Here is a 22,263-nt window from a genome sequence, read left to right on the forward strand (position 1 = left end):
TGGCGCTCGCGGGTGCGGTGCGGGGGTACGCTAGACTTGTACGTGTTTGGTACAGGTTATCAATAGGGAGAGCACATGCGCACGATTCCGTTCACCAATGCACGCGCTAATCTTAAACGAGTCGTCGACCAAGTCGTCGATGATGTGGGCGTTACGATCATCACCCGGCGCGACGCCCCCAATGTGGTTGTCATGTCGCAAGAACACTACGACAGCTTGATGGAGACGTTGTACCTGCTGCGCTCGCCGGCGAACGCAACGCATTTGGCGCGTTCCATCGCCCAACTGCGATCAGATAAGGTCAAGTCCCGCAAATTGGTAGAAAGCGGCGAATGACGGCGTTAAACCTGATGTACCCAAGCTCCAGCCGCGCGATAGATCGTTGCTTGCGTCCGCGTTGCCTGCCCATCAACGACGAAAGGCATGCGCTCAACGCATCCCGCTCAAGTCACTAACAACCCCCGCCGCGCCAAATTCCGATAAAGCGCGCGCACACCAAAGTCCCACGGCGCGATCTCGTTCGAACGTTGCACCGTATTGACGAGCGCACCGAGCGACGGTGTGGCGATGGTCACCACATCGCCGAGATGATGCGTGAAGCCCGCATTCGGTGCATCGCGATCTTTGATCGGCGAGAACATCGTGCCAAGAAACAGCATAAAGCCGTCCGGATACTGATGATGCGCGCCGCACGTTTGCGCTACGAGGTCGGCTGGATCGCGGCTGATCTCGGACATATGGCTCACCCCTTCGAGCACGAAGCCGTCGTCGCCTTCGATGCGCAGCGACAAGCTCGCGCTGCGTACCGTGTCGAGCGTGAAATGCGCGTCGAAGAGCCGCACGAACGGGCCGATCGCGCATGACGCGTTGTTGTCCTTGGCCTTGCCTAGCAGCAGCGCGGAACGGCCCTCGATATCTCTCAGGTTCACATCGTTGCCGAGCGACGCGCCGACGATGCTGCCCGCGCTGTTGACTGCCAGTACGATCTCGGGCTCAGGATTATTCCACTCCGACGTAGGGTACAGTCCGACGGCGGCGCCGAGCCCAACCGCCGACATCGGCTGCGACTTCGTGAACACTTCGGCGTCCGGACCAATGCCGACTTCCATGTATTGCGACCAGGCATTGCGCCGTTCGAGTTCGGCCTTGAGCCGCATGGCCGCATCGGAACCCGGCTTGATCTTGGCCAGGTCGGTGCCGATCAGCTCGACGATCAACTGCCGCACATGCTCCGCTTTCGCTGGATCGCCGCCGGCTTGCTCTTCGATCACGCGTTCGAGCAAGCTGACCGCGAACGTCACGCCGCAGGCCTTGATCGCCTGCACATCACATGGCGCAAGCAGTCGCATTGCGTCAGTGCCCGCATTCGAAAACCCCGCTTCGATCCACTGCTCGACGCGGCCGAGCGATTCGCCCGGCGCCTCGCATGCTACCTGCACCGCATCGGGGCGGTCGAACAGATCGGCGGTGGTGGGCGCCACCTCCGTAATGTCGAAGACCTCGCCGTGACGCACCGCCACGACCGACGGACCATCGACAGGAGAAGGACGCCAGACGCGGCCGATCAACAGCGCTTGTTCGAGATCATCTGGCAGGCAGCAGAGCAGGGCGGGATGCATATTCGTTTCCGATGCGGCGTGAGAAAGGTTCGACGATCCTAACGAGGGTGCAACAACGTGTCCACGATGTTGATGCATTGTCCAACCTATTGGACAATGCATCTTTCATCGAGCCGAGCCGCGTGCTCGAATGGACGAGGGCGATGAGCGAATCTTATGAAGTACCGGCGCTGCGGCGCGCGCATGACGTGCTTGAAATCCTGGCGCACGCCGCGAAGCCGGTGCGTGCCTCGGCGTTGATGCAGGCAACAGGCCTCTCGCGCAGCACCCTTTATTTGCTGCTCGATTCACTGTCGCAGCGCCATTGGGTGGAAAAGCGCGACGATGGCTACATCATCGGCGTCAAATTGTTCGAGCTGGGCAGTGCTTATGTTCGGCACGACGGCTTGCAAGCCGCGTTTCGGGTCGAAGCGGGTGCATTCGTCGCAACGCATAACGAGGTCGTTCAGCTTGCTGTGCTCGATGGTGCCGAGGTGGTCTATATCGCACGCGAGGATGCGCAGCGCCCTGTGCGGCTCGTGTCCGATCTTGGCTCGCGTTTGCCCGCGCATTGCTGCGCGCTCGGCAAGGCATTGCTCGCCAGTTTGCCTGACAGCGAAGTCGTGGCGTTGCTGCCCGAACGTCTTGTCGCCATTACGCCGAATACCACCACGCGGCGCACAACGCTGATACGCGAGCTTATCGATGTGCGCGCTTGCGGGCTTGCCGTGGAACGCGAGGAGGTGAGCTTGGGGCTGGCTTGTTTTGCCGCTTACGCGGGCGTGACGCCGCTCGGCAAGCGTGTGGCGGTCAGCACGAGCGTGCCGCTCGCGCGGCTCGACACGCGCCGCGAAAAACAGATTGCGACCGCAATCGTGCGCGTGGCCAGCCGCATTGCCGCAGCATAGGCACAACCTTGCTTTAGGCCACGCCGCGGCCGCGCGAGAAACGACAAACGAGACGCGCGCGGCCGGTCGCCAGGAAACTCAATCGTAAAGCTGCGAGGCAATCTTCGGGTCGGTGATGTTGGATTTGTCGTACCAGTAAAAGCCCGTATCGATCTGCTTCGGGATCTTGCTTGCCTTGCCGCTGATCGCTTGCACGGCCGCCTTGACTGTTTCGTAGCCAATGCCGCCCGGGTTCTGCGTGATCGCGCCGGCTTCGACGCCTGAGAGGATCGCGTTCTTTTGCTCCTTGCCCGAGTCGTAGCCGATGATCTTGACGTTGTTGCGCTTCATTTCCGTCACGCCATGAATCACGCCGATGACCGAGCCTTCGTTCGCGCCGAAGATGCCCTTGAGTTTCGGGTGCGCTGTGAGCAATGCTTTCGTGATTTCGGTCGATTTCAACTGATCGCCGGCGCCGTACTGGATATCAACGATTTTGACCTTCGAATGCTTCGCTTTCATCTCGTCGACGAACCCGTCGCGACGGTCGATGCCGGTGCGGCTCGTCTGGTCGTGCACGACGAGCGCGACCTCGCCCTCGTCGCCGATCAGCGCGGCCATCTTGTCGGCCGCCAGCGCAGCGGCTGCTTTGTTGTCGGTCGAGGCCGTTGTGAGCGGGATATTGCTATCGACGCCCGAGTCGAACGCGATGACCGGAATCTTTTCCTTTTGTGCCTTCTTCAGCAGCGGAATGGCCGCTTTGCTGTCGAGCGCAGCGAAGCCGATCGCAGCCGGCCTTTTTGCGAGCGCGGCAGACAGCATGTCGATCTGCTTGTCGACCATCGCTTCGGTTTCGGGGCCTTCGAACGACACCTTGACGTGGAAATCGGTGCCGGCCTGTTCTGCGCCTTTTTTCACGGCTTGCCAGAACTGGTGCTGGAAGCCCTTCGAGATCAGCGCGATATAGGGCTCGTCGGCGTGAGCAGCCGTGCCGAAGCCGAATGCCAGTGCAACCCCGACAGCGGCGCCGATCAGTCTCGGTTTCATCATCTTCATGTCTCCTCTCTGGTTGAACTCATGACGCGCTCGCAATAGGTGTGCGCGCCTGCTGCAAAACAAGGCCTACCGTTGCTTGCGTCGGCGCAGCATGTCCATGTAGACGGCCGCGATGATGATTACACCGGTCACGACGATTTGCCACTCCTGCGCCACCGACATCACGCGCAACCCGTTGATCAGCACACTCATGATGAATGCGCCGATCATCGTGCCGGTAATCGTTCCGGTGCCACCCGATAGCGACGTGCCGCCGATGACGACGGCCGCAATCGCATCGAGCTCGTAGCCTTGGCCGAGCGCGGGCTGTGCCGAATTCAGACGCGATGCGATCAGCAGGCCGGCAATGCCGCAAATGGCGCCGCCTACGCTATACACGGCGATTTTCCACCCATCGACATTGACCCCCGACAGCCGTGCAGCTTCTTCATTGCTGCCGAGTGCGAACGTATAGCGACCGAAGAGCGTTTTGTTCAGCGCGACCGCAGCCAGGACGGCGAGCAAAAACAGAATCAACACCGAGTTCGGGATCGGCGCGGACGGAATCAGATAGCCGATCAACGAGTCCTGCGAAATGCTCGAAAAGCTCGGCGTGTCGGTGAAGTAGATCGGGCGTGTGCCCGAAATAACGAGTGCAAGACCCTTGAGCAACATCATCATGCCGAGCGTTGCAATGAACGGCGGGATGCGCAGCTTCGCAATCAGAAAGCCGGAGATCGATCCGCATAGCCCGCCGAATAACAGGGCCGCGGCGATGCCCACGTAAAGCGGCATGCCCCAGTTTGTGAGTACGACTCCGGTCATGACCGCGCAAAACGTCATCAGCGTACCGACAGAGAGATCGATGCCGCCCGTGATGATGACAAAGGTCGACGCAATGGCAAGCACGCCGTTGACGGCCGTTGCCTGCAAGATGCTCATCATGTTGTCGGCTTGCAGGAACTGCGGCGAAGCGAAGCTGAAAAACATGATCAGCACGATCAAGCTCGCGAATGCGAGCAGCTTTTGGCGTGCGCCCGAATGAAACAGTTTCGCGAAGCGCGTGGCGATGTTCCGTTCGTTGTCCATCGACATCGTTGGGTCCGCCGGCGGCAGGGGGTTCGGTGTATTAGCCATGTTCAATTCCGTCGATTTCGTCGATTCATTCGGTGACTACTGACTCGCGCTGCGTCGCGAGCTGCATGATGCTTTCCTGCGTGGCGTCGCCCGCTGATAACTCGCCGGTCACGCGGCCCTCGCACATAACGAGTACGCGGTGGCTCATGCGCAGGATCTCCGGCAATTCCGAGGAGATCATCACGACGGCCTTGCCTTCGGCCGTCAACGCGTCGATGAGCTTGTAGATCTCGCTTTTCGCGCCGACATCGATGCCGCGCGTCGGCTCATCGAAAAACAGAATGTCGCAATCGCGCAGCAACCATTTTGCAATCACGATCTTCTGCTGGTTGCCGCCCGAGAGCAGACGCACTTGCTGATGCACCGAGGGCGTCTTGATCCGCAATTGCTTGATGTAACTTTCGGCGGCCTTCTGGATCGCGGCATCGTCGAGAAAAAAGCCGAGCGAGACGAATCGCTCCATGCTCGACAGCGCCACGTTGGTTTTGACGTCCATGCCGGTGGCGAGGCCGAACTGCTTGCGGTCTTCCGACAAATAGCCAATGCCGTGCCGCACCGCATCCTTAGGAGACCTAATCGATACCTGCTGGCCGTGAACGCGAATCTCGCCGCGCTCGATCGGGTCGGCGCCGAAGACCGCTCGAGCCACCTCGGTACGGCCGGCGCCCATCAGGCCTGCGAAGCCGAGCACCTCGCCTTTACGCAATGTAAAGCTCACGTCGCGGATGGTCGTGCCACGCGTGAGGCCTTTGACTTCCAGCGCGACTTCGCTTTGCATGCCGTGTCCTGGATGGCGCGGTGCGCTGTCCAACTGGCGTCCAACCATCATGCCGATGATGGTTTCGACAGGGGTCGTGGCCGTGGGAACGGTATCGACATATTGACCGTCGCGCATCACCGTCACGCGGCTTGCAATTTGCCGTAGCTCGTCCATCTTGTGCGAGATATAGACAATGCCGACGTTGTGCGTTTGCAGTTGGCGAATGATGCGAAAGAGGTCGTCGATCTCGACGTTGTTCAACGCCGCGGTGGGCTCGTCCATGATCAATACGCGCGAATCGAACGACAGCGCTTTGGCGATCTCGACCATCTGCTGCATGGCGACGGTGAGCTCGCCGACGGGTGTGCGCGGATCGAGCTTCAAATGCATGCGCGCAAAAATCTCGGACGCACGCCGGTTCAGTTCGCGTTCGTCGATGAATACACCGAGCCGCGCCTTCGGCTCGCGCCCGATGAAGATATTTTGCGCGGCGCTCAAGTGATTCATCAGGTTCAGCTCCTGATGCACGATGCCGATGCCGAGTGCCTGGGCCGCACGCGGATCGGGAATATCGACGAGCCGGCCGTCCACGAGAATCTCGCCCTCGTCTTTCTGATAGACGCCAGAAAGTACTTTCATCAATGTCGATTTGCCGGCGCCGTTCTCGCCCATCAGCGCATGGACTTCGCCGGGCAGCAACTCGAACTGGCAGTTATCGAGCGCACGCACACCCGGAAACGACTTGCTCAGATTGCGAATCGACACCAGCGGTATCAGTGTCGGTGGCGCGCTTGGTGGTGCGTTTGTCTCACTCATCTGCCTTGTCCAATTCGGGGGTGCCCGATGGTTCTTGTCGGTCTTTTATCCATACACTGTGCCGAAACGTTTCGCTAAACGTTTCGGCGTGAGACTAGATGGCGCTCAGGCTGATGTCAACAGGAGAGAGCCCAGTATCGGGTTAACCATGTCGAGGTATCTAGCGAAACGTTTTGCTAAACGTTTTGCTGAACGCGGAGAATACGGCTATTATCAGCGCACGAGACCAACTGGGAAGCGAAATACAACGTGGCAGCAACGATGAAAGATGTGGCGCGCCTCGCGGAGGTGAGCCTGGCTACTGTCTCGGCGGTCTTGTCGGGGTCGGCTTACGTGAGCCCGGACCTGACGAGCCGCGTGCAAAAGGCCGTCACCGCCCTGGGCTACGCGCCCAACACCGTGGCCCGAAGCCTCAAGAAGGGCACGACAAAGCTGATCGGGCTCGTTGTGCCCGACATCACCAATCCGTTTTTTACCGAGGTCGTGCATCACGTGCAAAAGCGTGCGCGTTCGCTCGGCTATGCGGTGTTGCTGTGCGACAGCGAGCGCGATTTGGAACAGGAGCGCTGGTATTTGCGCATGCTGCGCGCGCATCTTGCGGTTGGCGCAATTCTTTGCGCGACAGGCCCCGATGAAACCTATAACGATCTGGCCAACGACATCGGTATCATGCCGATCGTCGCCGTCGATCACATCATTCGGGCGGACGATTACGATTCAGTCGTGCTCGATAACGTGGCCGCCTCGCGCATCGTCATGCAGCATATCGTGGCGTTGGGCCACACCCGCGTCGCGATTCTCGCCGGGCCGCAACATCTGGTGCCCGGGCGCGATCGCTTGGCGGGGTTCGTCGAAGGTTTGCGTGCGGCAGGTCTCGAGGTGATGCCCCAGTTCGTGCGGCAAGGCGCCTTTGGCGAGGAAGAGGCGTATAAGTCTGCGCAAGCGTTGCTCGAACTGCCGCAGCGTCCGTCGGCCATCTTCGCGACCAACAATCAGATGTTGATCGGCGCGATGCGTGCATTGGCGGAGGCCGGCGTGTCGTGCCCCGGCGATATTTCCGTGGTCGCGATCGACGATTTCCCGTGGGCCTCGGCATTTTCGCCGGCGCTGACGACGGTGCGTCAGCCTGTCGATGCGATGGCCGAATCGGCGCTCGATATGCTGGTTGATCGCGTGACAGGTTTTGACGGTGCACCACGACATATCGTGTTTCCGCCTGAGCTCGTCGTGCGTCAATCATGTGTTGCGCCGAACGCAAGCGACGCCGAGCGGCCCAAGCGCGCGCCCGCGCGCCGGGCCAAGGCGAAGCCCGCAAAATCTCCGCAGTTGTCCCACGCCTGAACCCGACTTTCACTTGTGCGAACCACGATGGCGAAAAACGATCGCGCTTTGCTTGCTATTCGACGCTCTCTTGGACCCTCGGGGTTCGGCGCTGCGCCGCTCGGCAATCTCTTTTCGCGTGTGAGCGAAGAGAGTGCCCTCGAAACCGTGGCGGCCGCGTGGGACGCCGGCATTCGTTATTTCGACACCGCGCCTTTTTACGGCACGGGGCTGTCGGAAGTGCGTCTCGGCCGTGCGCTTGCGCGCTATCCGCGTGATGCATTTGCCGTATCCACCAAAGTGGGGCGTGTGCTGATTCCGGACGCATCGGTGCCTGACGTCCAACATGGCTATGTTGGCGGCTTGCCGTTTCGCGTCGAATTCGATTATTCGGCGGACGGTGTGCGGCGCTCGCTCGAGGCGAGCTTGACGCGGCTTGGCCTCGCACGCATCGATATCGTTTATATCCATGACGTTGCGCAGGATACGCATGGCGACGATTGGCAGCGGCAATATCGCATCGCGGCCGATGGTGCGATGCAGGCGTTGTCTCGGCTGCGCGACGAAGGTGTGATTGGCGCTTGGGGGTTGGGTGTCAACCGCGTGGAACCCTGTTTGCAAGCACTGACCGACGCCGATCCTGACATCTTTCTGATCGCCGGCCGTTACACGCTGCTCGATACATCGGCACTTGATTCATTGATTCCCGCATGCGAGGCGCGCAACGTCAGTCTCGTGATCGGTGGCCCCTACAACTCGGGGCTGCTGGCGGGCGGCCGCACGTTCGAGTACGCCGATGCGCCGGCACATAGGCTCGAGAAGACGCGCAGATTTGCTTCGTACTGCGAACGATTTTCCGTTGACCTGAAGGCGGCCGCGCTACAGTTTTGCCGGGCGCCTCAGGCCGTTGCTTCGGTCATCGCGGGAGCACGCACAGTTGACGAAGTGCGGCAGAATTGTGCCGCGATGGCGGCGCACATTCCGGCGGAATTCTGGGCCGCGCTCAAGCGCGATGGGTTGATTCCGCGGCACGCGGCGCAGCCTGCCTGATGCGGGCAAGTAGACAACATTCACTCGCATCCAACGCTCATTGGTGAGGAGTCCTGAGCATGTATCTCGACGGTCATTTTCATATCTGGTCGCTGGCGCGTGCCGATTACGGATGGTTGACGCCCGAGTTCGGCGCGATTTATCGAGACTTCGGGATCGACGATTGGCGCGAAACGTTCGCGCCGCGTGGCGTGAGCGCTGGAATATTGGTGCAGGCCGCGGCAACGGAAGCGGAGACGCGCTTTTTGCTCGACGAGGCGTCGAAGCAGCCCGAGCTTGTTGCGGGCGTTGTTGGATGGGCGGATTTCGAGCGTGTCGATGCGGCGGAACATATTGCGGCGCTCGCCGCTAACTCATTGCTCGTGGGCTTGCGGCCGATGTTGCAGGATCTGCCTGATCCGGCCTGGATTGCGCAGCCTTTCGCCGGGCGCGCGCTGGCTGCGATGACAAGCGCGCAATTGACCTTCGATGCATTGATTCGCCCGGTGCATCTGCCTTATATCCTCGATATCGCCAGGCGCAACCCGTCGCTTACGATCGTGATCGATCATGCGGCGAAGCCTGCGGCAACGTCGGGGCTTGAATACGAAGCCTGGGCCGAAGGGCTCGCGATGCTGGCGGCACTGCCTTCGGTTTATTGCAAGTTGTCGGGTTTGTGGACGGAGTTGGCTGCGGGGGCACCGGTTTCGTCGGTCGAGCCTTGGGTCGCGCGAGTGTTGGAATGCTTCGGCATCGAGCGGACGATCTGGGGCAGTGATTGGCCCGTCGTGCGTTGCGCGGGTGATGGGCGCGCGTGGTTCGATTACGCGTGGCAGTGTGTTGCGATGCAGGGCCCCGACGCAGTGGCGAAGGTTTTTGGCATGAATGCGCGGCGGGCGTATAGGTTGGTGTTGTAGTGGATTTTGTTCGGTTGATTCGATTGATTAGTGCTCCTAATCTTCGTCAACCAAACCATTCACCCTACGACAACTCGCAACGCGCCCCCTGTCGCGCCTCGCGCCGCTTTCGCAGCTGCAAATAAACGAGCGCACCAACACTCATCGCAAGTGGCCACAGCAAAAACCATCCTGTCGCGAGCGCGAGCCCAATCACGGCAATCAATGCGCACTGCGCGCAGCGATGGGCCGCGCTGCTGCGCGGTAACAAGCGCAGTGCAGCAGCCGTACCCAGCGCATACACGGTGACGAACGAGCCTGTCGTCAACAGCACCAGCGGCTGCGCACCGACCCCGGCTGCGGCTACGACAGCCATTGCAAGCGCCGACAAACCTGCCACCACGGCAAGGCTGCGGCGCGGCACATCGCCGGCGCGGCTGCCTTGCGCAAGCCAAGCGGGCAGCGCGCCATCGCGCCCAAGCGCCGCACCGAGCTTCGCCGCGCCGGCGAAATAGGCGTTCATTGTGCCGAGCGTCAACAACAGCGCGGCACCCGCGGCGACGATCCGAATCTTGCCGCCGATACCCAGCACAAGCAGCTCCGCGAGCGGCGCGCTCGAATGCCCGCCCGAAGGGCCGAGCACGAGCACACTCGCACCTGCCACGGCCAGATAAAGCATGCCTACCACCACCACGGCGATACCCGATGCAAGCGGCAGATCGCGCGCCGGCCGGCGAAACTCGCCTGCCAAATGCGTGATGGCTTCCCAGCCCGCGAAGCTCCATACGAGCAAAGCCGTGGCAGGCACGATGGCGGACCAGCCGTGCGGTGCGAACGGATGAAGATTGGCGACGGCTGCATACGGCATCGAGGCGACGACAGCAACGAGCAACAAGGCCACAAGCAGCGCCGACAGCACGACTTGAAGCCGCCCCGAGACATTGACGCCAAGCGCATTTGAAATGCTGACGGCGGTAATGAGCCCAAAGCTTGTCAGCAAGACCGTGCCGTTGCCGCCGCCGAATGCGGCAGCAACATAAGCACCGGCGAATAGCGCGGCGGCCGGTGCGCCCGCTGGCACGGCGAAGTAAAAGCACCATCCGACGATGGCCGAGGCGCGCGGGCCGAACGCATTACGAACGTACGTGGAGACGCCGCCCGCGTCAGGATATCGTGCGCCGAGCGCCGCAAACGTAGCTGCCAGCGGTGCGGACAGTACGACCAGCACGAGCCAGGCGATCAGCGACGCCGGCCCTGCGACGTTCGATGCAAGGGCGGGCAGCGCGATGACACCGGTGCCGAGCACGGCACCCACATAGAGTGCCGCGCCTTGCAAGACGGTAAGGCTGCCATGACGGGAAGCGGGCGACGACTGCTGGTTCATACATCGGACTCCTAAATTATTGTGCGTTGCCATCCATAGCTTACTTATACTCCGCAATAACTGACATCCGATGTCATGATTTCCTGTATGGTTTTGGAGCATGGGCCGTGCGTACGAGTCGCCTCATTTCGATGTTGTTGTTGCTGCAAGTGCGCAAACGCGTGACCGCACAGGCACTTGCCGAGGAATTCGAGGTATCGATTCGGACCGTCTATCGCGACATCGACCAATTGAGCGCGGCCGGCGTGCCGGTGTATGCCGATCGGGGGCCCGGAGGCGGCTTTACCTTGCTTGGCGGTTATCGGACGAGCCTGACCGGCATGACACGCGAGGAAGCCGAAATGCTGCCGATTGCCGCGCTGGGCGGCGCGGCGGCCGATCTCGGGCTAGCCGGGCCGTTACGTTCGGCGCAACTCAAGCTAGGCGCCGCGTTGCACGAAGCCGCGCACGACGCGTCGCGCGTCGGCTCGCGCCTGCATATCGATCCGTTGGATTGGTACCGGCGCGCGCAGCCTGTGCCGAATCTGCCGCTGCTGGCGAATGCGGTGTTCGAACAAAAACGGGTGTCGATGCAATACGAAAGCTGGAAAGCCACGGTGAGGCGCCGCTGCGAGCCGCTCGGCCTCGTGCTGAAAGCCGGAAACTGGTATCTTGTCGCGCACGCGGGCGGCCGTACTCGCATCTATAAGGCTGCGGCCATTATCCGTTTCGACGTGTTGGACGAATCGTTCGAGCGCCCGGCCGATTTCGACTTGCGCGAGCAATGGTCGCAAGCAGTGGTGCGATTCGAACGCGGGCTCTTGAAAGGCCGCGCACGACTGCGCGTGACGCGGGAGGGCCTGGCCAACCTGCATCACCTCGGGGCGGCCGCGTCCGAGCAGGCGGTGTGCAGCGTATTCGACGAGCACGGCTGGAGTGAAGTCACGGTGCCGATCGAGGAAACCGCACAGGCTGCCGCCCAATTACTGCGCCTCGGGCCACATGTGAGAGTGCTCGAACCGGCGGCGCTGCGTGAGCAGCTACGCCGGCTTGCACGCCAGATCGCGGCGGTAAATGCGGATTGATCTCATGGAAATCCCGTATACCGACTGACGGTACGTGAAAGCTTCAAGAAGGGTTGATTCTCCTAGAATCGCCTCATCGAGCCGGCGGGCAGCATGTCGCACCCGTCAATAACAATGGAGACTGACGATGTATCCGACCTCGCGAAAACTTCGCACCCTCGCCCTTGCTTGCGCAACCTTTGCTGGCCTCGCCTCGCAACACGCCATGGCAGCCGACGACGGCAAAGTCACGATTATGGTCGGAGGCATCACCAAGATCATCTATCTGCCGGCGCGACTGACCCAGGAACTCGGCTATTTCAAGGATGAGGGGCTCGACGTCGAGTTGCTTTCGCAGCCGGCTGGTGTCGATGCCGAGAACGAGCTGCTGGCCGGTGCGGTACAAGGCGTCGTCGGGTTTTACGACCACACGATCGATCTGCAGACGAAGGGCAAGGAAGTCAAGGCGATCGTCATCTTTGGTCAGGTGCCGGGCGAAGTCGAAATGGTATCGACGAAAGCGGCCGATTCGATCAAGTCGATGGCCGACGTAAAGGGCAAGACACTCGGTGTCACGGGCCTGGGTTCGTCAACCAGCTTCCTCACGCAATATCTGGCCCAATACAAGGGCATCCCCTCGTCGCAGTACACGATGCTGCCGGTCGGCGCCGATGCGAGCTTCATCGCCGCAATCAAGCAAAACCGCATCGACGCGGGCATGACCACGGAGCCGACCGTCTCGGCTTTGCAGAAATCGGGCGATGCGAAGGTGTTGGTCGACATGCGTACGCTCGAAGGCACGAAGGCGGCGTTGGGCGGCACTTATCCGGCATCGAGCCTCTACGTGCAAGCGGATTGGGTCAACAAGCATCCTGGTGAGGCCAAAAAGCTGGCTCACGCGTTCGTGCGCACGCTGCAGTTCATCCACACGCATAGTGCCGAGGAAATCGCGGCGAAGATGCCGGCGGACTATCAGAAGGACAAGGCACTTTATGTGGGCGCATTGAAGGCTTCGCTGCCGATGTTTACGGCGGACGGCAAGATGCCCGCCGATGGCCCTGACACAGTCTTGAAAGTGCTGTCCGCGTTCAATCCGTCGGTCAAGGGTAAGCACGTTGAATTGGCAAAGACGTATACGAACGAGTTCGTAACCGCAAAGTAAAACTGTAACCGGCGCGCGAAGCGCCACGAGCATGGCACTGCTTTCTTGGGGTGCCATGCCGTCAGCTTGGACGTTATCGATGAACCAGCTCTCAAAAGACGTACCGGCAATCGAGTTCAACTCGGTCTCGTGCCGCTTCATTTCGCCTGACGGCAAGGCGACTGTCGCATTGCGCGACTTCAGCATGGCCGTTGCCAAGGGCGAATTCGTCGCCATCGTCGGCCCGACGGGCTGCGGTAAATCGACGACGCTCAGCATGATCACCGGGCTGCTCAAGCCGACCACGGGCGAGGTGCGCATCATGGGCGCGCCGGTATCGGGCATTGATCCTCGCATCGGCTTCGTGTTTCAAGCCGACGCCGTGTTTCCATGGCGTACCGTGCTTGACAACGTGGCAGCAGGGCCGCTCTTTCGCGGCCGTTCGAAATCGGTCGCACATGAGGAGGCGCGCGACTGGCTGCGCCGCGTGGGCCTCGAGAAGTTCGAGCACCACTATCCGCACCAGCTTTCGGGCGGTATGCGCAAACGCGTGGCATTGGCGCAGACGTTTATCAACAAGCCCGAAATCCTATTGATGGACGAGCCGTTTTCCGCGCTCGACATGCAAACACGCACGCTGATGCAAGACGAATTGCTGCAGCTGTGGTCGGCCAATGCAGGCTCCGTCGTCTTCGTCACGCACGATCTGGAAGAAGCCATTGCGCTGGCGGACCGCGTTTTTGTGCTGACAGCACGCCCGGCTACGCTGAAGAAGGTCTATGAAATTGACCTGCCGCGCCCGCGTGTGACCTCCGAAATTCGCTATGAACCACGCTTCATCGAAATTTCGCGCGACATTTGGCGCGATCTGCGCGAAGAAGTGCAGATCGCGTGACCGGTGTGACCGGTGTGACAGCACAGAAACCCGTAATCAGTAACCAGCAATCAGCAATCAGTAATTGGAAGATCGAGATGGCTACCGTTGAACATGCTCAAATGGCGCTGAGCGCCAGATCACTCGCCGAAGTCGAACGAATCGCGCGGCGTCGGCTGCGGCAGCGTCACGCGCTCGTGATCGGGCTGCGGATTCTCCTGCTCGTCGTTGTGCTCGGCGGCTGGGAGTTGTCGGGCCGCTTCAAGTGGATCGATCCGTTCTTCTTTTCGATGCCGTCGCTGATCTTCGCGCAGATCGTCGACTGGTCCGTCAACGGCACTTCGCAAGGGCCGCTGCTCGTGCAGGTCTGGGTAACGCTCGAAGAGACGATGCTCGGCTTTCTGATCGGCGCGGTGGGCGGCATCATCTGCGGCGTCGTGCTCGGGCGCAACCAGCTGCTCTCCGATGTTTTCAGCCTCTATATCAAGATCGCCAACTCGATACCTCGCGTCGTGCTTGGCTCGGTGTTCGTGATTGCGTTGGGTCTCGGTATGGCATCGAAAGTCGCACTTGCCGTTGTGATGGTATTTTTCGTGGTCTTCGGCAACGCATTCCAAGGTGTGCGCGAAGCCGATCGCTACATGATCGCGAACGCACAGATCCTCGGGGCATCGAAGCGGCAAGTGACCACGTCGGTCGTGATCCCGTCGGCGCTCTCGTGGATTCTCGCGAGCTTGCACGTAAGCTTCGGCTTCGCTCTCGTGGGTGCGGTCGTGGGCGAGTTCCTCGGCTCGAAGCAAGGCATCGGGCTCTTGATCTCCACGGCGCAGGGCGCCTTCAACGCAAGCGGCGTATTCGCGGCGATGATCGTGCTTGCTGTCGTGGCACTTTCGACCGATTATCTGTTGACCGCAGTGGAAAAGCGCTTGTTGAAATGGAGACCCGCGGCGTTCTGATGGGCTGACATTCGATGTTTTGACAGCCTCAAGACCCGCGACGAAATGATTCGCATGCGCGCGGCGATGGCACGACACCGTGCCTCGCCGCGCGTTGCCGTTGTAGCTCGTATCCGCAGGGAAGGAATTCGAGAATGATGCATAGCCTGCGCGCGCGGCTGCTTTTGTGGGTTTTGCTGCCGCTTGCGGCCTTCGTATCCGTCACCGGATTGATGGCTTACGACGCCGCACGGCAAACGGCAAATCTCGTGCAGGACGACGCGCTGATCGCATCGGCGCGCACGATCGCCGAAGACATCGTATGGCAAAACGGCGCGCTCGAGGCGAACATTCCGCCGGCTGCGCTCGAAATGTTCGAGTCGCCATATCACGACCACGTCTTCTACAAAGTCTTCACATCCGACCGCTTGCTAAGCGGTATGCCGGATCTCGAACCGCCCAGCAATCCGAAGGGCTATCCGGTTTTCTACGATACGACGTTCGACGGTCAGCCGGTTCGCGCAGCTGCCTACGAGCGGTTTTTATACGATTCCGGCAAGACCTATGCGGTAACGGTCATTGTGGGTAAAACGCAGGCGTCCCGCGATGCGATGGTCCAGTCTCTGTGGCGCCCGCAGCTCACGCGTCAGGCGCTGATGCTGGCGCTCGCGGTTGCGCTGGTGCTGATTGGTCTCACGACCGAGCTCAAGCCGTTGATGAAGCTTAAAGACGAGGTGGCCGATCGCGAGCCGATGCAACTCGAGCCGATTCGCGTCACGCATTTGCATGGCGAACTGCGGCCGATCGTCGACGCCATCAATTTGTGCGTTGCGCGGCTCAATCTTCAGTCGACGCGGCAGCGGCAATTCATCGCCGACGCCGCGCACCAGTTGCGCACGCCGCTTACGTTGCTCGACATGCAGGTGCAGTACGCCTGCCAGTGCGAGCCAGGCGACCCCGCGCTGGTCGACGTGTTGACCGGCATTCGTCGAGCGAGCAACAAGATGATTAGCATGACTAACCAATTGCTGTTGCTGGCACAGGCCGAATCGGCCGTGCCGCAGGCTGAACGCACGCCCGTCGATATGGCCAGTGCCGTTTCGTCTGTACTCGAAGAACTCGTGATGGCCGCGCAGCGACGACACATCGATCTCGGCGCGGAACTCGACGAGAACTTGATTGTGGCCGGTAGCGAATATCTGATCGCCGTATTAGTGGCCAATCTGGTGGACAACGCGATTCGTTATACGCAAGAGGGCGGACATGTGACCGCCATGGGCCGACGCGAAAACGACGAGATCGTTTTTGAAGTGATCGACAATGGCCCCGGCATTCCCGCCGAGATTCGCTCGCATGTATTCGAACGCTTTTATCGCGGCCGCACGAATGTTGAAGGCACCGGGCTCGGTCTGGCAATCGTGCAACACATTGCACAGGCGCATGGCGGTACAGTGGCGCTTGCACCGGGCCCGCAGCGAGTGGGGTTGATCGTATCGGTCCGTCTACCCGCATGGCAGCCGCAGCAGGAGGAGATGCAATGAAGCTTTTGCTCGTCGAGGATAACGCCGAGCTCGCACACTGGATCGTCAACTTGCTGCGCAGTGAAAACTTCGCGGTCGATTGCGCGCCCGACGGCGAATCGGCCGACGCGATGCTCGGGACGCAGCACTACGATGTCGTGCTGCTCGATATGCGGCTGCCGCGTATGAGCGGTAAGGATGTGCTTGCACGCTTGCGCCGGCGCGGCAATAACGTTCCTGTGTTGATGCTGACCGCGCATGGGTCGGTCGACGACAAGGTGGATTGCTTTAGCGCCGGCGCCGACGATTACGTGGTGAAGCCATTCGATGCGCGCGAGTTGGTCGCGCGAATCAAAGCGCTGATTCGCAGGCAAGCAGGTGGAAAGTCCACCGCACTGACATGCGGCGATCTGCAATACAACACTGACACGCGCGAATTTCGTCATCATGACGTGCCGCTCGCACTGCGGCGGCGCGAACATGCGATTCTCGAAACGTTGATGCTCAAGCAGGGCAAGACGGTAACGAAGGCTGCGCTGATGGAAAGCGTCTATAGCCTCGAAGACGAACCGAGCCCGGATGCCATCGACATCTACATCCATCGCTTGCGCAAACATCTGAGCGCATCGACGGCGCAGATCATGACCTTGCGCGGCCTCGGCTATATTCTGCGCGAGAAGGACGCACCCTAAGCCGCCGGTATTGTCCACGATATACGGACTAGTACTTAGGACTACTAACGATTCATGAAAGGAGCGCGAAGGATTGTGCGCTTTACGATGTCGTTCGTTTCGTCGCATATGACGGGACGGACGGCATCGATACCAATATCGATGTCCGTTCTTCACACAAGTAGAAGGTCAACGCAGTGAAGGAGGAGACGATCGTGAGAAGCGCTTATCGAACCTTAGCGGTTGCAGCGGGCACATTGATGGCCAGCAGCGCCTACGCGCAGTCCAACGTCCAGTTGTATGGGCTGATGGATCTGAGCTTTCCCAGCTACAAGTCGCATGCCGACGCAAACGGCAAGCGCATGGTCGGCATGGGCTTCGACGGCGAGCCGTGGTTCAGCGGTAGCCGCTGGGGCTTGAAGGGAGCCGAGGACCTGGGCGGCGGCACGAAGCTTATCTTTAGGCTCGAGAGCGAGTTTGTGGTCGCGAACGGCGAGATGGAGGACCCGGGTCAGATCTTCGATCGCGATGCATGGGTGGGTGTCGAGAACGACACATTCGGTAAGTTCACGGCGGGCTTCCAGAATTCGATCGCACGCGATGCAGCGGCCATCTACGGCGACCCGTACGGCAGTGCGAAGCTGACGACGGAAGAGGGCGGCTGGACCAACTCGAACAACTTCAAGCAGATGATTTTCTACGCAGGCTCTGCTACCGGTACCCGGTACAACAACGGCCTCGCATGGAAGAAGTTATTCAGCAACGGCATCTTTGCGAGCGCGGGCTACGCGTTCAGCAATTCGACGCAGTTTGCCGCGGGCAGCACGTATCAGGCTGCGCTCGGTTATAACGGCGGACCGTTCAACGTGTCGGGCTTTTACAACCACGTGAACAACGCTGGCTTCGCCAATCAGACGTTCTCGATCGGTGGCAACTATACGTTCGGCATCTTGCGCGTCAACGGCGGTTACTTCCATTACCTTGGCGACCAAGGCTCGCTCGGCAAGCGGCACGACAATGCTTGGACGGTCTCGGCGAAGCTCGCCCCGAAGGGTGCATTCGACTACGAGCTCGGCTATCAACAAATGCGCGTGCATAACGCGGCTTACAACGCCGACGGAAACATCCCGAACGCCAACCTTGCGACTGGCTTCGTCAGTTCGACGGGTGTGCATAACGGCTACAAAGAGACGCTTTATACGTCGGTCTTCTATCACCTGTCGAAGCGCACGGAACTGTACCTGGCTGGCGATTACATGCGGCTTCACGGCGGCTATACGGTTGGCAGCACCTTCGGCGCCAAGAATCAAGTCGAGTTGACCTCGGGTATCCGTACGCGCTTTTGATACGTAAACGAACCGCTTTCGGGGGGCGCGGCGCGTCCCTCTACGGTCCACGCTTGGCGGCGGGTTGCAGTATTCGACCGCCGCCTTTTTTCGTCTGTAATACAGATGTCGATTCACTCGCAATGTTGATTAGCACTCCTAATGGATTGGGTTCGCGCGTCGAAGCGCGCCTGCGACGATATGCGTGAAGCCGCACCGCACAGCATCAGCTGGCCGTTCCTGATTCGTGGCCTCACGCGCGCCGGCGCCACGTTTCGCCCCAGTGATTGGGCCGAGCGGCTCGCTGATGTCACGGTGCTGTTCGTTGGCGAGCGCAGAGCAGATTTGCATTCCACCGCGGCGCGATTTGCGATGCCGGTTATCGATGAAGGCGTGAAATGTCTGGCCGTCGCGCACGATCTCGCTGATGTCTGTCCGGACGCATTGGCGTTTCTCGTGCAATTCGCGCAGGACAACGATTTGCGTATCGAGCCGCAGATGGATTGAATCGATCGCGACGAAGCCGCCGGCAATCGATCCGCTCTGATAAAGTCGATGCTCTTTTCACCAAAAGACGAGAGGCATCGATGCAACTGATAGGCATGCTTGACTCCCCCTACGTGCGACGCGTCGCAGTTTCGATGGCGGCGCTCGGTATTCCTTTTGAACATCGTCCGCTGTCGGTGTTTCGCCACTTCGATGCGTTCGCCGAAGTGAACCCAGTCGTCAAAGCACCGACCCTGATCGAGGACGACGGCGCAACGTTCATCGATTCGAGCCTGATACTCGATTACATCGATCACAAGGTGGCGCCCGAGCGGCGGCTGATGCCGCAGCAGTCGGCCGAGCGCGCGCGTGCGCTGCACCTGATCGGTTTCGCGCTCGCCGCCTGCGAGAAAACGGTTCAAATCGTCTACGAACGCAATCTGCGGCCTGCGGACAAACAACATGAGCCATGGGTCGAGCGCATCGGCGGCCAGCTGGCTGCGGCCTACGACCTTCTCGAACGTGAACTGGCCGCGGCTGGCGCCGAGCGCTGGCTTACCGGCGAGCGGATGATGCAAGCCGACATTACCGTGGCGGTGGCGTGGCGATTTACGCAATTCATCCTGCCCGGTAAGGTCGACCCGGCGGCCCACCCGGCGCTTGCCGCGTTTTCCGAGCGGGCCGAGACGTTGCCCGAATTCATTGGCGCGCCGCTCGAATGAATGTGCGCTCGCGATTGTTCGCGAGAACCGACATGTGACTTTCCGATTCGCGGATTTATCGCCGTGCCGCAGCTGCCTAGAATGGCATCTATCGTAGCCACGATGGCTCGCCGGCGCTGCCGCGAAAAGGAACGTCACCATGAAAGCTCTGATTGCACGCCAACTCTACAACCCGTCGGTTGTGTTGCCGATGGTCGCGCTGATGGAACTGATGGTGTCGCATGACTTCAATCTCGGGCAGGTCAGCGCGGTCGTGGCGACGCGCGGCGCACGCGCAGCGTTGCACCGCTCGCTCGGTTTCATCGACGGGCGGGGACATCGTTGCGGCACGGCCGCCGTGGCATAAATGACGCGTACGGAACAACCGGCTCGGGTTCGCGTCGGCCTCATCTCCGATACGCACAACCTGTTGCGCCCCGAAGCACGTGCATGGCTGGCGGGCTGCCAGGCGATCGTGCACGCCGGCGATATCTGCACACCGCAGGTTTTCGACGCGCTGGCCGAGATTGCGCCGGTCACTGCCGTGCGCGGCAATAACGACAAAGGACCGTGGGCGCAGGCGCTGCCCGTGCGGACTACGCTGGCTATCGCGGGCATCGTCATTCACGTCGTTCACGACATCGCCGATTTTCGTGCCGATAGCGAGGAGCAGGGTGGCCAACGCATCGACGTCGTCGTCACTGGGCACTCGCACAAGCCGGCCGTGGAGGACCGCAACGGCATACTCTTCGTCAATCCCGGCAGCGCCGGGCCGCGACGCTTCAAACTGCCGATCTCTGCCGGCATGCTGATCATCGAGAGCGGGCGCTTGCGTGCGGAAATCCAAACATGGATGGTCGGCTGAGTGCGGTGACGTAACGATCGATGGCGTCCCTCGGCGATCGCGATCGCGCGGCGCGAGGGCGAAAAAAAGCGGGTCGCGCGGTTGGCCGCGAGCCCGCTTTCGCTTGTGGGCGGCGCGTTGATGCGCCGTCCGATGTTCAGCCTTCCGTGGGCGGCACGTAACCGGTTGCCTGATCCGCGCCTTCGCCGAAGAAGAATTTCTCGGTCTGCTTCATCAAATACTGACGCGCCCGCGGGTCCGCCATGTTGAGCCGGTTTTCGTTGATCAGCATCGTTTGATGTTTGAGCCAGGCCTGCCAAGCTTCCTTCGAGACGTTTTCATAAATGCGCTTGCCAAGCTCGCCGGGCAGCGGCGGAAAATCGAGGCCTTCGGCTTCCTTGCCGAGTTTCGCGCATTGAACCGTGCGTGTCATCGTGAGTTTCTCCAGAGAGTCAATGTGGGGTGGGCAAGGCGCTGGCTCAAAGATGCTTCATCAGCACGAGTGATTTGCGCTGCCAGTTATAGAGGCGTCGACGATCTTCAGGCAGATCGTCGACGGTAGCCTTCACGAAGCCGCGCTTCAAGAACCAATGCTCGGTGCGCGTCGTCAATACAAAAATGCGCGTCAGCCCGCGCGCCCGCGCGCGCTGCTCGACCCGCTTCAACAGCCGTTCGCCGTCGCCGGAACCCTGGGCATCGGGCGCAACCGTCAGGCAAGCCATCTCGCCGATGCGTTCTTGCGGATACGGATAGAGCGCCGCACAGCCAAACAGCACGCCATCGTGCTCGATCACCGAGAAATGATCGATGTCGCGCTCGATCTGGTGGCGGTCGCGTCTGACGAGCGTGCCGTCCGATTCGAGCGGCTCGATCAGCGTCAGAATGCCGCCAACATCATCCGGCGTGGCTTCGCGCAAGCTTTCGAGATTCTCGTACGAGATCATCGTGCCTACGCCGTCGTGCAAAAAGAGTTCGAGCAACAGGCTGCCGTCGAGCGCGTACGGGATGATGTGGGCGCGCGGCACACCGCCGCGGCAGGCGCGCACGGCATGCTTGAGGTAAAAGCCTGCGTCGCCTTTCACTTCGCCGCTTTCATGCAGCCGATAGGCGTCGTCGAGCGACAGCTCGCGCACGAGTTGTTCACCCTCGCTCATGATGCCGGGCGTTTCCGTCAGGAAGATGATCTTGTCGGCACGCAGTGCGATGGCAGCGGCCGAAGCGACATCTTCCATCGACAGGTTGAACGCTTCGCCCGTCGGCGAGAATCCAAGCGGCGAGAGCAGCACGAGCTTGCGGCTTGCGAGCGAGTGGCGGATCGATTCGGCATCGATCTTGCGCACGACGCCTGTGTGCGCGAAGTCGACGCCATCGAGAATACCGACCGGCCGCGCCGTAACGAAGTTGCCCGACACGACGCTGATGTGTGCGTGCGCCATCGGCGTGTTCGGCAGACCCTGGCTGATCGCGGCTTCGATGTCGAGCCGCACTTCGCCCGCGGCCTCCTTGGCCGATTCGAGCGCCCGCGCATCGGTGATGCGCACGCCGTGCGAGAACTCGGACTGCACGCCGTGCAGATTCATCTGCTCTTCGACCTGCGGCCGCGAGCCATGCACGAGCACGATCTGGATACCCATGGCCTGCAACAACGCGACGTCGGACACGAGCGCGTTCAGGAGTCCTTGATGAACCACTTCGCCGCCGAAGCCGACGACGAAGGTCTTGTTTCGAAACGCGTGAATGTACGGCGCGACCGAACGCATCCAGTCGACGAATTGCGCGTGTTGGGAAACGGGCTCGAGCGTGGCGGGCCGGTTCGCGAGGGGTTCCTGGGCGGAGACGAGGTCGGATTGAGCGTTCATGC

Annotated in this window: 23 protein-coding genes; 16 read left to right on the plus strand and 7 right to left on the minus strand. The window is 60.8% G+C overall.

Annotation, left to right across the window (positions count from 1 at the left end; all coding sequences use genetic code 11):
- The first annotated feature begins 75 nt into the window (after positions 1-75).
- Positions 76-336, plus strand: coding sequence for a type II toxin-antitoxin system Phd/YefM family antitoxin (locus ACSQ20_RS07080; RefSeq protein ID WP_436018443.1), 261 nt, complete (start codon positions 76-78; stop codon positions 334-336).
- A gap of 107 nt (positions 337-443) precedes the next feature.
- Here the strand turns inward: ACSQ20_RS07080 and ACSQ20_RS07085 are convergent, their stop codons facing one another.
- A complete protein-coding gene (locus tag ACSQ20_RS07085; protein ID WP_436018444.1) occupies positions 444-1,619 on the minus strand; it encodes a fumarylacetoacetate hydrolase family protein in 1,176 nt (391 codons plus the stop codon).
- A 143-nt stretch (positions 1,620-1,762) separates the two neighbouring features.
- Between ACSQ20_RS07085 and ACSQ20_RS07090 the strand changes: the two genes are divergently transcribed.
- Positions 1,763-2,506 carry an IclR family transcriptional regulator gene (locus ACSQ20_RS07090; RefSeq protein ID WP_436018445.1) on the plus strand — a complete coding sequence of 248 codons (744 nt, stop codon included), beginning with the start codon at positions 1,763-1,765 and terminating at the stop codon, positions 2,504-2,506.
- Between the two features lie 78 nt (positions 2,507-2,584).
- On the opposite strand, the gene ACSQ20_RS07095 is transcribed toward ACSQ20_RS07090, so the two are convergent.
- The 3 genes from ACSQ20_RS07095 to ACSQ20_RS07105 form a co-directional block, all read right to left on the minus strand.
- Positions 2,585-3,535 (minus strand): ABC transporter substrate-binding protein, encoded by a 951-nt coding sequence (locus tag ACSQ20_RS07095; protein ID WP_436018446.1) that lies wholly within the window; start codon positions 3,533-3,535, stop codon positions 2,585-2,587.
- A 72-nt stretch (positions 3,536-3,607) separates the two neighbouring features.
- Entirely contained in the window at positions 3,608-4,615 is a 1,008-nt protein-coding gene (locus ACSQ20_RS07100; RefSeq protein WP_436022965.1) for an ABC transporter permease, read from the minus strand.
- Positions 4,616-4,682: 67 nt separating this feature from the next.
- Entirely contained in the window at positions 4,683-6,233 is a 1,551-nt protein-coding gene (locus tag ACSQ20_RS07105; protein ID WP_436018447.1) for a sugar ABC transporter ATP-binding protein, read from the minus strand.
- A 249-nt stretch (positions 6,234-6,482) separates the two neighbouring features.
- Between ACSQ20_RS07105 and ACSQ20_RS07110 the strand changes: the two genes are divergently transcribed.
- Genes ACSQ20_RS07110 through ACSQ20_RS07120 form a run of 3 tightly spaced genes read left to right on the plus strand, consistent with a single transcriptional unit; the run spans position 6,483 to position 9,499 of the window.
- Positions 6,483-7,574 carry a LacI family DNA-binding transcriptional regulator gene (locus ACSQ20_RS07110; RefSeq protein WP_436018448.1) on the plus strand — a complete coding sequence of 364 codons (1,092 nt, stop codon included), beginning with the start codon at positions 6,483-6,485 and terminating at the stop codon, positions 7,572-7,574.
- Between the two features lie 27 nt (positions 7,575-7,601).
- Complete coding sequence (locus ACSQ20_RS07115) at positions 7,602-8,603, plus strand: aldo/keto reductase (protein ID WP_436018449.1); 1,002 nt, start codon at positions 7,602-7,604, stop codon at positions 8,601-8,603.
- Positions 8,604-8,662: 59 nt separating this feature from the next.
- Positions 8,663-9,499 (plus strand): amidohydrolase family protein, encoded by an 837-nt coding sequence (locus ACSQ20_RS07120; RefSeq protein WP_436018450.1) that lies wholly within the window; start codon positions 8,663-8,665, stop codon positions 9,497-9,499.
- Positions 9,500-9,563: 64 nt separating this feature from the next.
- On the opposite strand, the gene ACSQ20_RS07125 is transcribed toward ACSQ20_RS07120, so the two are convergent.
- On the minus strand, positions 9,564-10,862 hold the full coding sequence (locus tag ACSQ20_RS07125) for an APC family permease (RefSeq protein WP_436018451.1): 1,299 nt from the start codon (positions 10,860-10,862) through the stop codon (positions 9,564-9,566).
- 107 nt (positions 10,863-10,969) lie between these two features.
- Between ACSQ20_RS07125 and ACSQ20_RS07130 the strand changes: the two genes are divergently transcribed.
- From ACSQ20_RS07130 to ACSQ20_RS07180, 11 genes are all read left to right on the plus strand, one after another.
- On the plus strand, positions 10,970-11,926 hold the full coding sequence (locus ACSQ20_RS07130) for a helix-turn-helix transcriptional regulator (RefSeq protein ID WP_436018452.1): 957 nt from the start codon (positions 10,970-10,972) through the stop codon (positions 11,924-11,926).
- A 127-nt stretch (positions 11,927-12,053) separates the two neighbouring features.
- Positions 12,054-13,067, plus strand: a complete 1,014-nt coding sequence (locus ACSQ20_RS07135) for an ABC transporter substrate-binding protein (RefSeq protein ID WP_436018453.1) — start codon at positions 12,054-12,056, stop codon at positions 13,065-13,067.
- Positions 13,068-13,146: 79 nt separating this feature from the next.
- Positions 13,147-13,941, plus strand: a complete 795-nt coding sequence (locus tag ACSQ20_RS07140; protein ID WP_436018454.1) for an ABC transporter ATP-binding protein — start codon at positions 13,147-13,149, stop codon at positions 13,939-13,941.
- 77 nt (positions 13,942-14,018) lie between these two features.
- Positions 14,019-14,876 (plus strand): ABC transporter permease, encoded by an 858-nt coding sequence (locus tag ACSQ20_RS07145; RefSeq protein ID WP_436018455.1) that lies wholly within the window; start codon positions 14,019-14,021, stop codon positions 14,874-14,876.
- Between the two features lie 134 nt (positions 14,877-15,010).
- Positions 15,011-16,396, plus strand: a complete 1,386-nt coding sequence (locus ACSQ20_RS07150; protein ID WP_436018456.1) for a sensor histidine kinase N-terminal domain-containing protein — start codon at positions 15,011-15,013, stop codon at positions 16,394-16,396.
- Positions 16,393-17,067, plus strand: coding sequence for a response regulator (locus ACSQ20_RS07155; protein WP_436018457.1), 675 nt, complete (start codon positions 16,393-16,395; stop codon positions 17,065-17,067). Before ACSQ20_RS07150 ends, ACSQ20_RS07155 begins: the two co-directional genes overlap by 4 nt.
- A gap of 194 nt (positions 17,068-17,261) precedes the next feature.
- Complete coding sequence (locus ACSQ20_RS07160; protein WP_436018458.1) at positions 17,262-18,392, plus strand: porin; 1,131 nt, start codon at positions 17,262-17,264, stop codon at positions 18,390-18,392.
- 180 nt (positions 18,393-18,572) lie between these two features.
- The gene (locus ACSQ20_RS07165; RefSeq protein ID WP_436022967.1) at positions 18,573-18,878 is read left to right on the plus strand and encodes a DUF3579 domain-containing protein; all 306 of its coding nucleotides are present in this window, start codon (positions 18,573-18,575) and stop codon (positions 18,876-18,878) included.
- Between the two features lie 80 nt (positions 18,879-18,958).
- Positions 18,959-19,579, plus strand: a complete 621-nt coding sequence (locus ACSQ20_RS07170; protein ID WP_436018459.1) for a glutathione S-transferase — start codon at positions 18,959-18,961, stop codon at positions 19,577-19,579.
- Positions 19,580-19,718: 139 nt separating this feature from the next.
- Positions 19,719-19,925 carry a hypothetical protein gene (locus ACSQ20_RS07175; RefSeq protein ID WP_436018460.1) on the plus strand — a complete coding sequence of 69 codons (207 nt, stop codon included), beginning with the start codon at positions 19,719-19,721 and terminating at the stop codon, positions 19,923-19,925.
- Entirely contained in the window at positions 19,926-20,423 is a 498-nt protein-coding gene (locus ACSQ20_RS07180; RefSeq protein WP_436018461.1) for a metallophosphoesterase family protein, read from the plus strand.
- Positions 20,424-20,559: 136 nt separating this feature from the next.
- Here ACSQ20_RS07180 and ACSQ20_RS07185 read toward each other — a convergent pair whose 3' ends face one another.
- Together ACSQ20_RS07185 and argA are read right to left on the minus strand one after the other, a co-directional pair.
- Complete coding sequence (locus tag ACSQ20_RS07185; protein ID WP_436018462.1) at positions 20,560-20,835, minus strand: oxidative damage protection protein; 276 nt, start codon at positions 20,833-20,835, stop codon at positions 20,560-20,562.
- Between the two features lie 46 nt (positions 20,836-20,881).
- A complete protein-coding gene (argA, locus tag ACSQ20_RS07190) occupies positions 20,882-22,261 on the minus strand; it encodes an amino-acid N-acetyltransferase (RefSeq protein WP_436018463.1) in 1,380 nt (459 codons plus the stop codon).
- Positions 22,262-22,263: the final 2 nt, after the last annotated feature.

Source organism: Trinickia sp. LjRoot230 (assembly GCF_964253315.1).
Lineage (GTDB): Bacteria > Pseudomonadota > Gammaproteobacteria > Burkholderiales > Burkholderiaceae > Trinickia.